Here is a 14853-nt window from a genome sequence, read left to right as displayed (position 1 = left end):
GGGTGTTCATGGCCGGGCGACACGCGTCGCGGTTGGCGGTGCGGGACCTGCTCGAGGCGGTGGAGGCGGCAGCCCCGGCGGACGCGGTCGAGGAGGTTTCGAACCAGCTCGCGGAGCTGTTCGGGGCGAGCCGGGTCGCGTTCCTCATCGCCGACTTGAGCGGCCGGGCGGTCGTCCGGCTGACCCGCGGCCCCGGCGAGGGCGAGGGCGGGGACGGCCCCGGGCCCGACGGCTCCGAGAGGATTCCCCTGGAGAGCACCGTCTACGACCGCGTGCTGCAGTTCCAGGAACCCGTCGTCGAGCACGAGGAGGCGGCGGCCGGCGAGGTCCGCGTCGTCGTCCCGGTCACCGACCGCGGCGACGCGATCGGCGTCCTCGAGATGACCCTCCCGAACCGCCCCGGGGCCGAGGTGCTCGCCGAGCTCGCCGCCGCCGGGCACGCGCTGGCCTTCATCGTCATCGCCAACCGCCGCTTCACCGACCTCTACGCCTGGGGGCAGCGCACCACGCCGCTGTCGGTCCCGGCGGAGATCCAGCACCGGCTGCTGCCCGACGCCTACACCTGCGAGGCCAGCCAGTTCACCCTCGCCGGCTGGCTGGAGCCCTCCGCGCGCATGGCCGGCGACACTTTCGACTACGTGCTCGACCGGGACAGCGTGCAGCTGTCGATGACCGACGCCGTGGGTCACGGGCTGGAGGCCGCGATGCTCGCCACGCTGGCGGTGAACAGCCTGCGCAACAGCCGCCGTACCGGGCGGACCCTCGCGCAGCAGGCCGACGACGTCAACCGCGACCTGGTCCGGCACACCGGGACAGGAGAGCTGGTCACCGGCCAGATCGCGCGGATCGACCTGATAGCGGAACGGGCCGGGATCGTCAACGCCGGCCACCCTCGTCCCCTGCGCGTGCGCGACGGGCTGGTCGAGGAGGTCGAGCTCGCCGTGGACATCCCGTTCGGGATCGACCCCGAGTGGCGGTACCGGGTCCAGGAGCTCGTGCTGGAACCGGGCGACAGGATCGTGTTCCTCACCGACGGCATGCTCGAACGCGACGCCGCTCACCTGCCCCTGATCGACATGCTGCTCAAGACCCGCAGCGCCCATCCCCGGGAGGTCGTGCAGGCCCTCGGGGCGGCCCTCCTGGACGCCACGGACGGCGACCTGCGCGACGACGCCACGGTGATGTGTCTCGACTGGTACGGCGGCCCGCCCCGGCGGCGGCGCAGTCGTGGCGGCGCCGACGAGAGCACGGGCTCCGGGTCCGTCGTCGGGTGACGAATCCACTGCTCCTCGGCCGCGACGTCGTGGGCGTCGTCGGCCGCCTCGCAGTTCTCCCGGGCCGCCCGACGAGGGACGTGGGCACGAGCCGGCCCAGGTCTGGCAGCGGCGCGGCCGGCACGGTCGTGCTCGTCGAGTTCGGATGGTGTCGAGTGCGGTCGACGGCCGCTACGCTTCCGTCCGCACAGCCACTGGTCGAAGTGTGCCGGGACGGTGCCCCTGTGGCCGGCTTCGATCCTGGGAGGCGGGCATGGCCTCGCTCGATCCGCATCACCGCGTCGGTCCCGGTCACGACGACTTCCGGGATGCGCTGATCGAGCGTCTCGCCGAGGTCCGGGCGCGGCTGGCGGAGCTGAGCGCACGGGAAGGGGCACTCGCGGACGGACCTCCGCGATCGACACCGGTTCTGGTCTCGGAAGCCCAGGCGCATGCGGTGAAGGCGCACGAGTGCGCGCTGCAGGCCCACAGGCGGGCGGCTGAGCGCTATCGACGCGCTGCGGACACGCATGCGCACCTGGCCGGCGTGTTCGAGGCCCGGGCCGATGCGCTCGGGGACAGGTAGAGGCCGCCGACGCCTGTCGACGCGCCGGGGCGCGCGAGCACGGGGCCGCGAGCGAAGGCCGCCCTGGCCCGGGATCTGCGGACCCGGTCGACCGGGCGCCGTGACCCCTGGAGCGAGTAGGACGGCGCGCAGCGGGAACTGCCGGCGGAGCACACCGCTTCCCGTGCCGACGGAGGGCCGGTCATGCGCCCGGAACAGCCCTGGGCCGCCCAGCTCGAGATCCTCGCGAGCCGCCAGAAGACGACCGAGCGAGAACTCCTCCGGGCTCTCGAGGCGGCGCGCGCCCGCACCGAGCACCTGGAGTGCGCTGTCGAGAACGCCAGGACGACCGGCATCGCGATCGGCATACTCGTCGAGCGGCACCGCATCACACCCGACGAGGCGTTCGCCGCGATCGTCCGTGCCGGCCGGGCGAGCAACCGGACGGTCCGGGAGGTCGCGCAGGCGCTCGTCGAGAGCGGTGAGCTGCTTTCGTGAGGTCGGGATCGACCGGCCTTCCCTGCACGGCCGGGCAAGGGGCGTACTCGGCCGCGGGCGGCAGCGCCGCCAGGCGCGATCTGGGCGCGAAGACCGCGATCAGGGACTTCTTGAACACGGCCTAGTCGCGTGGGTCCGCCGCGGCGGCGCGATACGCAGCGTCGGCCGCCTCGCGGGCCAGCTCGGCCTCCCGGCGATGCGCCTGCGCGCGGTCCGCTCGGCCGAGCTCGTCGAGCAACGCGGCGACGCGTTCGTGCACCTCGGCGGACTTCTCGTGACGCTCTGCCGCCCGCTGGTGCGCCTCCACGGAGTACTCGTGCGACCGGTCGGCGTTGGCCTGCGCCTCCGCAGCGGCCTCGGCCGTCGAGCCGTGTCCGTGCCTGTTCTGCCGCTCGATCTCGCCCAGCCGTTCGTGCAGCTGCGCGAGGCGCTCCACGATCTGCTCCCGACGACGTCGCAGCGCCGCCGCCCGCGCGTCCTCCTCGGCAGTCGGGGACTCGGGCTCGGCCCGGTCGTCGTGCGCCATCCGACCAGGCAACGCCGTCGAGTCGATCTGCACAACCGCCACACGAAGCGCCACGGCCCGCGGCAGATGTGGGTCACGCGGAGGCTGATCGTGAAAACAGGCCGTATCAGGCCCGTGAGCTGGGGAGAAGCTCCTCCTCCGACTGGACTCGAACCGTAACCCTGCGAACCAAGATCGACTTTTGTGGTGAGTCGGCCTCGTTGAGCTGCGAAATTTCCGTTGTCGGGCGGCCTTCAACGGCCCGGCGACGGCCCGGAGGAGCCAGCGATGATCTTCGGAGCCGCTGAACGGGTCTGTGCTCGCGTACCTCCCGACAACGCCGTGAGGTGAAGGACCGGGCACCTCCGACGCGGTCCCCGCACCTCTGTGTCACTGTGAAGTCGAGGCGAGCGGGCGGACAGCAGGGAGACCAGGTGCTGAGCCAGATCGGCCAGGCCGCCGGGATGTTCGCCGTCACGAACATCGACGACATCCTGGTCCTCGCCCTGTTCTTCGGGCAGGCCGCCGGGCGTCGCTCCGCCGAGATCCGGGTCGCAGCCGGGCAGTACCTCGGCTTCCTTGCCATCCTGGCCGCGTCCGTCGTCGGGGCGCTCGGTGCCGGGCTCCTCCCGGATTCGGTCATCCCCTACCTCGGCCTGCTGCCCCTGCTGCTCGGCATCCGGGCCGCCTGGCAGGTCTGGCGCCATCACGACGACGCCGACGAGGACGCCCGAGGGACAGACTCCAGCGCCGGACCGTCGATCCTCGCGGTGGCCGCCGTGACCTTCGCCAACGGCGGCGACAACATCGGCGTCTACGTCCCGGTGTTCACCACCAGCGGCATCGGCGGCATGGTCGTCCACTGCCTGGTGTTCCTCGTCCTCGTCGCCGTGTGGTGTGCCCTGGGTCGCTTCTTCGCCACGCGCCCGCTCGTCGCCAGGGCGCTCAGCCGCTGGGGCCACATCGTGCTGCCGATCGTCCTGATCGGGATCGGCCTGCTCATCCTTGTCGAAGGCGGAGCCTTCGGCCTCTGATCCGCCGGACGGCTTCGACACCTGCCTACGCGGCGCCTGCCGAGCCGTGGGTCCTCGGCGCCGCCTCGCGGTGGACCTCAGCGAGGTGTCCTGCTTCCCGGTGTGGCCTACGCTCGCACCGATGCGTCGGGCGGTGTCGACGTGGCTGGTCGACCTGAACTGGCCGGAGCGCAGCCGAATGGCCCGTCCTCGCGCTCGACGAGGCGTGCACGAACGCGATCCTGCAGAATCGCCAGACTGGACCGCTCGTGCTGCACGCCGAGGTGCATTCGAACGACGTCCTGCGCCACGCGGTCAGCAGCCCCCATGGACAAGGCGGCGGCACCGGCTGGCTCGGCGCTTACTCGGGTGGCCTCGGGCTCCCCGACGGCGACGCCGCCCTGCGGTAGCAGGGGCACGACTACTCCTCTCGAGCTGCCTCACGCATCTCGACCCCCGCCTCACGGTCCTTCCCGGCCGCCCGGCGATGTGCCTGACTGCGACCAGCACGATCGTGCTCGTCCAACACCTCGGCCACGTACTCGTGCACGGCCGCTGACTCCTCGTGGCGCTCGGCCGCCCTCTGGTGCGCGTCCGCGGCCTTCTCGTGTGCCCGCTCGGCATGCGCATGCGCTTCCGCCGCCTGCTCTGCCGTGGAGCCGTGGCCCTGCTCTGCGCGATGCTCGATCTCGGCCCGGCGTTCCTTCAACTGGTCGATGCGCTCGTCGATCTCCTCCCTGCGACGCCGCAAGGAAGCCGTCAGATCGTCCGGCTCCTCGACGGAATCTGACGACCGGGCGCTGTGGTCGGAGTCGGACGTCACAGGGACAGCGAACGCCGCGAGCCACTCGCCCGCAACTGCTGGGACTTCAGACCCGTCGTAACCGTGGCTGATCTTCCGAACGGCCGTCAAACGTGGGGATAAGGTGGGGCCGTGATCTTCCTGGCAGGCCGGATCAGGCCTGTGAGCTGGGGAGAAAGCTCCTCCGACTGGACTCGAACCAGTAACCCTGCGATTAACAGTCGCATGCTCTGCCAATTGAGCTACGGAGGACCGCCGGCCGGCGAGCGGCGCCCCGCTCGCTGACAAGCGAAACCCTACAACACGGGTTCCGGGCCCCCGGCACCCCCCTCCCCCGCCCTGGGCGAGCCGGCGGCCGGGATGCTGAGGCAGGATGGGGGCACCGATCACGACCGTCCTGCCGTGGAGGCGACATGCTCAAGTTCCTGCTGGGTGCCGCGGTCGGCTACGTGCTGGGCGCGAAGGCCGGTCACGAGCGCTACGAACAGTTGCACCGCACCTACCAGCGCGTGGCCGACCACCCCGCGGTCCAGGGGGCCGCCGGCGTGGTACGGGCCCGCGTCGAGGACGTCGTGAAGGGCGGCTCGCAGAGCTCCGGCTCGAACGGGCCGGCGCGCTGACCCGAGTCCGTCCCCCGCGCGGGGCGGGGCTGTATGTACGGCGCGTCGAGATCGACGAGCCCGAGGCGGGCTGGGACCGCTACCCGTTCGCCCTGCCCGTGGTCGCCGCCCTGCGCGGACGACGGCTGGAGTTCGGTCCGGGCGTCACGTTCCTGGTGGGCGAGAACGGGTCCGGCAAGTCGACGCTGGTCGAGGCGATCGCCGTCGCGGCCGGGTTCAACGCCGAGGGCGGCTCGCGGAACTTCGCCTTCGCCACCCGCGCGAGCGAGTCCGCGCTGGGCGGGTCGCTGCGGATCGGGCGGGCGCCGGGCAGGGAACGCTCCTCCTTCTTCCTGCGCGCCGAGTCGTACTACAACGTCGCCACGGAGATCGAACGCCTCGACCGCGAGCCCGGAGCCGCGCCGCTGATGCCGGCCTACGGCGGTGTGTCCCCGCACGAGCGCTCGCACGGCCAGTCCTTCCTCGACCTGCTCACCCACCGCTTCCACCCGCGCGGGCTCTACCTGCTCGACGAGCCCGAGGCCGCGCTCTCCACGAGCGGTCAGCTCGCGGCGCTCGCCCGCATCCACGACCTGACCGCCCGAGGCTCGCAGTTCCTCGTTGCCACCCACTCGCCGATCCTGCTGGCCCTGCCCGGCGCCCGGATCCTCGAGATCGGCGACGACGGCGGCCTGGGCACCGTCTCCTACGACGACGCCCTGCCCGTCCGCACCACCCGCGACTTCCTCGCCGACCCCGACCGGGTCCTGCGTCACCTGCTCGGCTGAGCCACCCGGCTGCGGAAGGTCCGCCGGTACGCGGTCGGTGAGACGCCGAGCTCCGCCTGCAGGTGCAGCCGCATCGAGCCGGCGGTGCCGAACCCGGCCCGATCCGCGACGTCGTCGACGGACAGGTCGCTCTCCTCCAGCAGTGCACGGGCCCGCTCGACGCGTTGCCGGGTGAGCCACTGCCCCGGCGAGGTGCCCATCTCGTCGCGGAACCGCCGGGTGAAGGTGCGGGTGCTGGTGGACTCGCGCGCGGCCAGCTCCCGCAGCGTGACGGGACGGTGCAGGTTCTCCAGCGCCCACGCCCGCGCCCGGGCCGTCGACGACACCGCCGGCTCGGGCACCGGGCGCCGCAGGTACTGGGCCTGCCCGCCGTCGCGGTGCGGCGGGACGACGGTGCCGCGGGCGACCTCGTTGGCCACCGCCGCGCCGTGGTCGGAGCGGATCATGTGCAGGCAGAGGTCGATACCGGCGGCCTCGCCCGCCGACGTCAGGACGCCGTCCGCATCGGTGTAGAGGACGTCGGGATCGAGGTCGACCTCCGGGTACAGCTCGCGGAACCGGGCGGCGCACTTCCAGTGCGTGGTGGCCGGGCGCCCGTCGAGCAGGCCCGCCGCGGCCAGGACGAACGAGCCCGTGCAGATCGACGCGATCCGGGTGCCCGGCCGGATCCGGGCGAGCGCCTCGGCGAGCCCCGGGGGCGGCGGCGACGGCGCGTAGTCGAGGTCCGACGCCGGGACGATCACGGTGTCCGCCGTGTCGAGCACCTCGGGCCCGTGCTCCACGAGGACGGGGAAGTCGGCGTCCGTGCGGACGGCCCCGGGAACGAGCGCGCAGGTCAGGACCTCGTACAGCGGCCGGTCGGCGGCATCGCGGGCCTGCCCGAACAGCCGGTGGACGATGCCGAGCTCCATGGGCAGGAGCCCGTCCCGCACGAGGACCGCCACCCGGTGCCGCTCGGTCGCCATGGCCCGATCTTCGCACATGCTGTCCATCCGGCCACTGGTCCGTGGGGCCGGCGGTCCTCAGGATCGGGGCATGGACGTTCTGTGGGTGGTCGCGCATCCGGAGCCGCGCTCGTTGACCGGCGTGCTGGCGGCGGAGGGCCGGACCGCGCTGGTGGAGCAGGGGCACGAGGTCGAGGTGTCCGATCTGTACGCGATGCGGTGGGACCCGGTGCTGACCAGGTCGGACTACGGGCTCGACGCCGACGAGCGGCTGTCGGTCTCCACCGCGTCCCGGCGGGCGTTCGACGCCGGGACGCTGCCGCCGGAGATCCGGGCCGAACAGGCGAAGCTCCGCCGGGCGGACGCGCTGGTGCTGCAGTTCCCGCTGTGGTGGTTCGGGCTGCCCGCGATCCTCAAGGGCTGGGTGGACCGGGTGTTCGTCGAGGGGTTCGCCTACGGGGTGCGCGGTCCGGACGGGCGCACGCGCCGCTACGGCGACGGCGTGCTCGCCGGGAAGCGGGCCCTCGTCGTCACGACGACCGGGGGTCCGGACCCGGTGTTCGGGCCGCGCGGGATCAACGGGCACGCCGAGGAACTGCTGTTCCCGCTGTTGCACGGCACGCTCTTCTACGCCGGTGCCACCGTGCTGCCGCCGCTGCTGATCCCCGGGGCCGACCGGTTCACCGAGGCGGACGGCGCCCGGGCCGGGGCGGCGCTGCGCGAGCGGTTGGCCGGCCTCGGAACGGAGGCACCGCTCCCCTACCGCCCGCAGAACGGCGGCGACTACGACGAGAGCCTCGTGCTGCGCCCGCACCGTGCGCCCGGGCAGGCGGGGCTGTCCGTGCACACCGCCGACACCGCCGAGGTCCGCGCGGCCGGTTAGCCGGCCAGCGGGCGCGGTGGCTCGCCCGCGGCGGCGGACACCGCGGCGTCCGGGCCCAGCCGGCGGGCCTGCTCGCGCAGCCGGCCGAGCTCGCGCGCGACGTCGGCCGCCCCGGTCGGCAGCCCGGGCGGCTGGCGCAGCCAGGTCGTCGCGACCCGGGGTGCCCGGTGCGCAGTCAGCGCGGCGCGCAGGGCCGAGTCGAGCGCGGGCGGTGCGCCGAGGTCGGTGACGACGACGAGGTCGTCACCCGTCCCGTGCGCCGCGCTGCTGCCGGCGAAGCGGGGCAGCACGTCGCTCACCGCGCGGGCGACCCGGCGCAGCCCGTCGACGACGGCGTCGAACCCGCCGTGCAGGGTCAGCGCGCCCAGGTCGGCGCTGACCAGCCCGATCCCGGCACCCTGCCCGGCGAGCAGCCGCTGCTCGAGCGCCTCGGTCAGCGCGGGCACCCCGGGCAGACCGGTCACCGGGTGCAGGGCGAGCGCCCGGTCGTACTCGAGCGCCGCGACCGCCCGCAGCACGTCGCCGATCCGCGCGATGCCCCGGCAGCGCCCGTACCCGTCGACGAGCGCGATGTCGTCGTGGGCCCGGCGGGGGCCGCCGAGCTGCAGAGCCTCCCGGGGGTCCGCGTCGAGCGGCAGCACCCGCGCCGGATCGGCGAGGTCCCGGACCGGGCGTTCGGCGTGCAGGGCGTAGCCGAAGCGCGCGGAGACGGCGAGGAGGAAGCGGTTGCGCTCCAGCATCGCCACCGGCCGCTCCGACGCCGTGGTGAGCACGATGCCGCCGAGGTCCGGCGAGTCCTGGAACAGGATACGGGCCTCGGCGCCGGTCGCGGTGTCGCGCAGCATCACCGCCGGGCGGGCGAAGTCGCCGAGCACCGGCCCGGCCGGGTCGGCACGCACCCGCCGGACGTGCGGGGTCGGCGCGGGCAACGGGCCCGCGAGCCGATCGACGGGCCGGCGGCCGGGAGCGCCCAGCAGCGGGCCGCAGCCGCGGCGCACGCCGTGCCGGCGGAAGGCCTCCAGGTCCGCGGTCGTCGCGATCCCGCCGGCGACCAGCTCCGCACCGGCGCGGCCGCACAGGCGGGCGACCGCGTCGAGCACCACCTGGCCGCCCGGATCGGCATCGAGGGCGGCGGCGAGGTCCGGATCGAGGGCGACGACGTCGGGCGCCAGCCGGGCGATCAGGGCGAGCGGATGGTCGGCCGGCCCGACCTCCCCCACCCCGATGCCGTAGCCGCGGGACCGCAGCCCACGAGCGCCGGCCTCGACCTCGGCGTCGCCCGGGTCGCCGATCGGCGCCGCGATCCGGACGACGACGTCCCGCGGCGCGAACCCCGCGTCCCGCACGGCCGCGTGCAGCTCGTCGAGGGCGCCCTCGTCCGCGGCGACCGTGTCGGCCAGCAGCGTGACGTGCAGGGGCACGCCGAGACCGTAGCCGCCGGCCCGCCGGATCCCGGCGGCCGCGGCGCCGACGTCGAGCGCGGCCCGGCGGTCCGTCCGGGCGGCCGCCGCGACGACCCCGGCCATCGCCCCGTCCCGCGGCCGCGGCACCGCCTCGACGGCCACGACCGCACCGGTGGCCAGGTCCGCGATCGGTGCGAACAGCGGGCGGATGCCGTCGGACCGGCTGTACGACGCGGCCCACACCGCGGGGCCCTCCGGCCCGTCCTGCGCGATCGTCACGCCCGTCCCTCCGTCGGTCGAGCGGCCGGGTCGCGCTGGCGCACCGGTCGCGGGCGTCGCGACCGTCCCCGATGGACGGAACGGGGGCCGGGCCGGCCACCCCCCGGCGGGTGGCCGGAGGGTGAACGGACGGAGATCACATCAGGAGGGTGGGATGTTCTGGTTCACCCGGAAGAGGTTGCCGGGGTCGTAGCGGCGCTTGACCTCCTGCAGCCGCGGGAAGTTCTCCCGGTAGGAGGCGCGCACCCGGTCGGCGCCCTCGTCCATCATGAAGTTCACGTATGCCGCGCCCTCGGTCAGCGGGTGCAGCGCGTCGTAGTACTCCTTGGTCCAGTTCGTGATCAGCTCGGCGTTCGCGGGGTCGGGGTCGACGCCGACGATCACGCCGTTCCACCCGCCCCCGCGGTAGGCGAAGGCCGTCTCCTCCGCGCCGACCCGGGCCACGGCGCCGTCGATCGGGTACAGGTGCATGGTCGACTGGCCGGTGGGCAGGCGCACACCGAAGCGGCGGTGCACCTCGATCGCCTCGTCGGAGATCTCGCGCACGAAGTCCGCCCGCCAGTACCACTGGTGCCCCGGCGGGAAGAGGTCGTCGAAGACGCCCTGCAGGACGGCGTACGGCATCGCGTCCACGCCGAAGAGCAGCGGCGAGCCGAACTCCCGCACGGGCGCGAGGACCTCGTCGGCCATCGCGTGCGGCCCGCTGTAGCACCAGAGGATCATGCAGACGGTGCGGTTCCACAGCGCCTCGGGGAAGAGCGGGACCGGCGGGACGGCGGCGATGCCGAGCCAGCCGTTGACCTCCTCGGGCAGCGTCGGGAGCAGCTCGCGGTACCCGTGCATGACCTCGCCGAGGTCGTCCATGTCGTAGAACACGGGGCCGGCGATCACGGTGCCGTTCTCACCGATCTCGTGGCAGCGGAACACGAACGAGGTGACGACCCCGAAGTTCCCGCCGCCGCCGCGCAGTGCCCAGAACAGGTCCGGGTGCTCGTCCGCGCTCGCCCGGACGAAGGAACCGTCGGCGAGGACGACGTCGGCGGACAGCAGGTTGTCGATCGTCAGGCCGAAGCGCCGGGTGAGGTTGCCCGTGCCGCCGCCGAGGGTCAGCCCGGCGACGCCCGTGGTGCCGATGATCCCCGACGGCGTCGCCATGCCGAAGGCGGCGGTGGCGTGGTCGACGTCGCCCCAGGTGCAGCCGCCGTCGGCGCGCACCGTGCGGGCGACCGGGTCGACCGTGGTGCTGCGCAGGCCGGAGAGGTCGACGACGAGCGCGCCGTCGGCGACGCCGAGCCCGGCGGCGTTGTGCCCGCCGCCGCGCACCGCCAGCAGCAGCCCGTTCCCGCGGGCCGCCCGTACGCAGGCGATCACGTCGGCGACGTCGGCGACCCGCGCGATCGCCGCCGGCTTGCGGTCGATCATCGCGTTGTAGACGGCCCGGGCCTCGTCGTAGCCCGGGTCCCCGGGTCGGACCAACGGACCGCGGAGGGTGGCGGCGAGCTCGGGCGCCCATGCGGGGCCGGTGGTGTCGGTGCTGGTCATGGTTCCCCTCCCGGATCGTCGGGGGGTGCGGCCCGTGCCCTGGCCGCACCCGGGAACCGAGGCTAGGAACGCAGCGTTCGCGCAGCGTTCGCCCTGGGGTTCAGGGCTTGTGCGCGACCGCGAAGAGCCGGCGGAAGGGGAACCAGGTGCTGCCGTCGGCCGACGCCGGGTAGGCCGCCCGGAGGCGCGGGGCGAGCCGCGCCTCGAACCGGGCGTAGTCCTCCTCACCCAGCGCGTCGCGCACGGGGCGCAGGGCGGTGCCGCTGATCCAGCGCAGCACCGGGTCCTCCCCGGTGAGCCGCTGCAGGTAGGTCGTCTCCCAGACGTCGGCGGTCGCCCCGGTCGTGGCGAGCAGCTCGGCGTACTCCGCCGGCTCGGCCGCGGCGGGCTCGCTGCGCAGCACGATCGGCTGCTCCCACTCCGCCGCCAGCTCGCGCGCCAACGCGTGCGAGGGGGCGGAGAAGTTGCCCGGGATCTGCATCGCGAAGGTCGCCCCCGCCGGCAGCGCCGCGATCCACCGCGGGATCAGCTCGGTGTGGGTGGGCACCCACTGCAGCACCGCGTTCGTGACCACGAGGTCCGTGTCGGGGGCGGGAGTCCAGTCCTCGGCGCCCTGCAGCCGGGCGTCGACGCCGGCGGCGCGGGCCGCCTCGACCATGTCCGGCGAGGAGTCGAGGGCTTCGACGACGGCGGCCGGCCAGCGCGCGGCCAGCACCGGGGTGAGGTGGCCGGGGCCGCAGCCGAGGTCGACGACCCGGCGCGGGTCGGTGGTGCGCACCCGGGCCAGCAGGTCGTGGAAGGGCCGGGCGCGGTGGTCGTCGAAGTCGAGGTAGAGGGCGGGGTCCCAGGTGGTCGCCATGCGGTCCTCGCAGGTCGGCGGATGGCGTGAGGTGTCGTGGATGCTCACGGGTCGGGGTGGATCTGGCGGATCGTGCCGTCGCGCCCGGAGACGCGACGTTCGAGCACCCAAGCCTCGCGGCCGTCGGGCATCGTGGCGCGCTCGCGCGAGGCGATCGAGCCGGTGACGCGCTGGTGCACGGCCTGCGGCACCTTGCCGGGCTCGCCGAGCGGGAAGCGGCGGGGCGGCCCGTCGTGCAGCAGGAACGCCTGGCCGAGGTCCTCCTGCGTGGCCACGACGAAGGTCATCGCACCGTCCGCCCAGGTCGCCTTGCTGACGAGGTGCCATCCGACCCGCTCGGGCTCGCCGGGGAACCACACCCCCCGGTTGGTGACGACGAGGTGGCCGTCGCGCACGACGTCGGCCGTCGCGACCACGTGCTCCTCCGCCTCGAGCTCGCCGGCGAACCCCTCCGGCAGGTCCTCCTTGCCGAGCAGCCGCGCCAGGAGCATCAGCCCGCGGGATCGCATCATGGTTCCATGACGTCGGCGATGGGTCCGGAGAATCGCATTATGGTTCCATAGTGCCGGAAAGGGACCGGGCGAATCGCGTTATGGTTCCATAGTGCGTCATCGGTGGGCTCCGGACGCCTGTTCGCGCAGCGCGATCTTGTACTGCTCGAGCGGGACGAGGTCGCCGAAGAGCTCGTTGTACAGCTCCGGGTCCTCGGTCGGATTGGTGCGCTGAAGACGCGACTTGACCTCGGCGATCTGCGCCTCGACCAGCGCGAGCTTCACACCGGCGAGCACGCTGCCGACGTAGCGGGCCTCGTCGCCGAGCTTGCGCGGCAGCTCCAGCGGCTCCACGGCCAGCTCGCTGAGCAGCTTGCGTTCTTCGGGGCCGCACTCGGTGGTGACCGCCTCGATCCACGCCGGACCCTCGATCCCCGCGCACACCCCGCCGGCCTTCTGGATGGCGACGTGCACCGCGGCGAAGGCGGGATGGGTGAAGACCTGCTCGGGCAGCTCGTCGTAGGCCGGGCCGGCGACCGCCGGGATCTGCAGGGCCGACTTGAGCGCCTCGCGCTGCAGGTGCAGCCGCGGGTCGTCCCGGCGCGGCGCCGCGACCGGCTCCGGGCGTCGGCCCCGTGGGCGGTCGGGGGCGACCCCGGCCTCCTCACGCACCCGCCGCACGACCATCGCGATGTCCTCCCAGCCGGCCCAGCCCGCGAGCCGGCGGGCGTACTCGTCCCGCAGGTCCTCGCGCTTGATCTTCGCGACGACCGGGACGGCCCGCTGCAGCGCCTGGATGCGGCCCTCGGCCTGGTCCAGGTCGTGGTCCCGGAGGATCTGGCGGATCGCGAACTCGAACAGCGGCTCGCGGCGCGCGATGAGGTCCCGTACCGCCGTGTCGCCGTGCGCCTGCCGCAGCTCGCAGGGGTCCTGCCCGTCCGGCGCGATGCACACGAAGGTCTGCGCGGCGAAGGACTGGTCGCCGTCGAACGCCTTGAGCGCGGCCGCCTGGCCCGCCGCGTCCCCGTCGAAGGTGAAGATCACCTCGCCGCGGTCGAACGAGTCGTCCCCCATCAGCCGGCGCAGGACGTTGATGTGTTCGGCGCCGAAGGCCGTGCCGCAGGACGCGACGGCGGTGTGCTCACCGGCCAGGTGCATGGCCATGACGTCCGTGTAGCCCTCGACCACCACGACCCGCCGGGTCTTGGCGATCTCGCGCTTGGCGTGGTCCAGGCCGAACAGCACGTGGGTCTTGCGGTAGACCGGGGTCTCGGTGGTGTTGAGGTACTTGGCCTCGATGCCGTCGTCGTCGAACAGGCGGCGGGCGCCGAAGCCGACGACGTCGCCGCCCAGGTCCCGGATCGGCCACAGCAGTCGGCGGTGGAAGCGGTCGATGTGCCCGCGGCGACCCGGCTTCGACAGCCCGGCCTTCTCCAGCTCGTCGAGCGAGAAGCCCTGGGAGAGCAGGTGTTTGGTGAGCTTGTCCCAGCCGGCCGGGGCGTAGCCGCAGCCGAACTGCTCGGCCGCGTTCGCGCCGAACCCGCGGGCGGTGAGGAACTGCATCGCCGTGGCGCCCTCGGGCGTGCGCAGCTGCGCCGCGTAGAACTCCGCCGCCTTCTTGTTCGCCTCGAGCAGCCGGGTGCGGGTACCGCGGTCGCGCTGGACGCTCGACCCGCCACCCTCGTAGGTGAGCCGGACGCCGCAGCGCTCGGCGAGCCGCTCGACCGCCTCGACGAAGCCGATGTGCTCCATCTTCATGACGAAGTCGATCGCGCTGCCGCCCTCGCCGCAGCCGAAGCAGTGGAACGTGCCGTGCGTGGGCCGGACGTTGAACGACGGCGTCTTCTCGTCGTGGAAGGGGCACAACCCCTTCAGCGAGCCCGCGCCGGCCCGGCGGAGCGCGACGTACTCGCCGACGACCTCTTCGATCCGGGTGCGGTCGCGGACCTCCGCGATGTCGCTGTCCCGGATGCGGCCTGCCACGACCCCGAGTCTAGGCCGTGTCCCGTGAGGCCCGGGCCGCGGATTCCCCCACCGCAGCTCCGATCGCGTCGCGCCGAGCCCCAGGCAGTGCCGCCCCGCGTCCACAGACGCGCCTCCGCCGGACAAGATCATTGATCGTGGATGGGGAGCGACGATTTCCGACCCTCCGCGTCCACTCGCGACGATCACGGGCAGGGGGGGTGGGGCTCCGGCTGTCCCGTGCCGGGGAAGAACCGCGAGCCGCCGACACCCCGCTCCGACCACCGAGCTCCGGGACTGCCCGAGCACGATCAGCCCCGAGGCCGTCCCGAACCACGAGCAGCCCCCAGGCCGGCTCGAACCTGGACCAGCGCCGGAGCCCGCTCGAGTCAAGATCATCGCTTCAGGACGTGGACCGACGATTTCCGACCCTCCACGTCCACGAACCACGATCATGGGCAGAGCGG

Annotated in this window: 15 protein-coding genes and 1 tRNA gene; 7 read left to right on the top strand and 9 right to left on the bottom strand. The window is 73.7% G+C overall.

The genetic code is table 11. The features are described from left to right. Positions 1-8 precede the first annotated feature (8 nt). The 3 genes from LWC33_RS09490 (at position 9) to LWC33_RS09480 (ending at position 2316) form a co-directional block, all read left to right on the top strand. A complete protein-coding gene (locus LWC33_RS09490) occupies positions 9-1274 on the top strand; it encodes a PP2C family protein-serine/threonine phosphatase (RefSeq protein ID WP_233303897.1) in 1266 nt (421 codons plus the stop codon). A 253-nt stretch (positions 1275-1527) separates the two neighbouring features. After that, positions 1528-1839: a hypothetical protein gene (locus LWC33_RS09485; RefSeq protein ID WP_233303896.1), complete on the top strand. Its 312-nt coding sequence runs from the start codon at positions 1528-1530 to the stop codon at positions 1837-1839. A 183-nt stretch (positions 1840-2022) separates the two neighbouring features. After that, positions 2023-2316, top strand: a complete 294-nt coding sequence (locus LWC33_RS09480; protein ID WP_233303895.1) for an ANTAR domain-containing protein — start codon at positions 2023-2025, stop codon at positions 2314-2316. A 121-nt stretch (positions 2317-2437) separates the two neighbouring features. Here the strand turns inward: LWC33_RS09480 and LWC33_RS09475 are convergent, their stop codons facing one another. Next, on the bottom strand, positions 2438-2842 hold the full coding sequence (locus LWC33_RS09475) for a hypothetical protein (protein WP_233303894.1): 405 nt from the start codon (positions 2840-2842) through the stop codon (positions 2438-2440). Positions 2843-3285: 443 nt separating this feature from the next. Between LWC33_RS09475 and LWC33_RS09470 the strand changes: the two genes are divergently transcribed. After that, on the top strand, positions 3286-3855 hold the full coding sequence (locus LWC33_RS09470) for a cadmium resistance transporter (protein WP_233304026.1): 570 nt from the start codon (positions 3286-3288) through the stop codon (positions 3853-3855). A gap of 400 nt (positions 3856-4255) precedes the next feature. Here LWC33_RS09470 and LWC33_RS09465 read toward each other — a convergent pair whose 3' ends face one another. Continuing rightward, positions 4256-4657, bottom strand: a complete 402-nt coding sequence (locus tag LWC33_RS09465; RefSeq protein ID WP_233303893.1) for a hypothetical protein — start codon at positions 4655-4657, stop codon at positions 4256-4258. Between the two features lie 158 nt (positions 4658-4815). Then, positions 4816-4888: transfer RNA gene (locus tag LWC33_RS09460), tRNA-Asn, on the bottom strand. A gap of 161 nt (positions 4889-5049) precedes the next feature. Here LWC33_RS09460 and LWC33_RS09455 point away from each other — a divergent pair. Beyond that, the gene (locus LWC33_RS09455) at positions 5050-5256 is read left to right on the top strand and encodes a hypothetical protein (protein ID WP_233303892.1); all 207 of its coding nucleotides are present in this window, start codon (positions 5050-5052) and stop codon (positions 5254-5256) included. Between the two features lie 98 nt (positions 5257-5354). Beyond that, the gene (locus tag LWC33_RS09450) at positions 5355-6023 is read left to right on the top strand and encodes an AAA family ATPase (RefSeq protein ID WP_233303891.1); all 669 of its coding nucleotides are present in this window, start codon (positions 5355-5357) and stop codon (positions 6021-6023) included. Here LWC33_RS09450 and LWC33_RS09445 read toward each other — a convergent pair. Next, positions 6008-7015 carry a GlxA family transcriptional regulator gene (locus LWC33_RS09445; protein ID WP_233303890.1) on the bottom strand — a complete coding sequence of 336 codons (1008 nt, stop codon included), beginning with the start codon at positions 7013-7015 and terminating at the stop codon, positions 6008-6010. The two genes, LWC33_RS09450 and LWC33_RS09445, sit on opposite strands and share 16 nt — an antisense overlap. Before the next feature lie 43 nt (positions 7016-7058). Here LWC33_RS09445 and LWC33_RS09440 point away from each other — a divergent pair, with 43 nt between their 5' ends. Beyond that, the gene (locus LWC33_RS09440) at positions 7059-7850 is read left to right on the top strand and encodes an NAD(P)H-dependent oxidoreductase (protein WP_233303889.1); all 792 of its coding nucleotides are present in this window, start codon (positions 7059-7061) and stop codon (positions 7848-7850) included. Here LWC33_RS09440 and LWC33_RS09435 read toward each other — a convergent pair. The 5 genes from LWC33_RS09435 to dnaG all read right to left on the bottom strand — a co-directional run bounded on the left by LWC33_RS09435 (position 7847) and on the right by dnaG (position 14407). Further along, positions 7847-9532, bottom strand: coding sequence for an EAL domain-containing protein (locus LWC33_RS09435; RefSeq protein WP_233303888.1), 1686 nt, complete (start codon positions 9530-9532; stop codon positions 7847-7849). The genes LWC33_RS09440 and LWC33_RS09435 overlap by 4 nt on opposite strands. 141 nt (positions 9533-9673) lie before the next feature. Continuing rightward, positions 9674-11074 (bottom strand): FAD-binding oxidoreductase, encoded by a 1401-nt coding sequence (locus tag LWC33_RS09430; RefSeq protein ID WP_233303887.1) that lies wholly within the window; start codon positions 11072-11074, stop codon positions 9674-9676. A gap of 100 nt (positions 11075-11174) precedes the next feature. Continuing rightward, positions 11175-11933: a trans-aconitate 2-methyltransferase gene (locus LWC33_RS09425; protein WP_233303886.1), complete on the bottom strand. Its 759-nt coding sequence runs from the start codon at positions 11931-11933 to the stop codon at positions 11175-11177. A gap of 44 nt (positions 11934-11977) precedes the next feature. Next, on the bottom strand, positions 11978-12445 hold the full coding sequence (locus LWC33_RS09420; RefSeq protein ID WP_233303885.1) for a hypothetical protein: 468 nt from the start codon (positions 12443-12445) through the stop codon (positions 11978-11980). A 96-nt stretch (positions 12446-12541) separates the two neighbouring features. Further along, positions 12542-14407 carry a DNA primase gene (gene dnaG / locus LWC33_RS09415; protein WP_233303884.1) on the bottom strand — a complete coding sequence of 622 codons (1866 nt, stop codon included), beginning with the start codon at positions 14405-14407 and terminating at the stop codon, positions 12542-12544. Between the last annotated feature and the right edge of the window lie 446 nt (positions 14408-14853).

Origin of the sequence: Pseudonocardia terrae (assembly GCF_021343995.1) — a bacterium.
GTDB lineage: Bacteria > Actinomycetota > Actinomycetes > Mycobacteriales > Pseudonocardiaceae > Pseudonocardia > Pseudonocardia terrae.
Note: the sequence above shows the minus strand (reverse complement) of the source record. Positions and strands in the feature narration are given on the sequence as shown.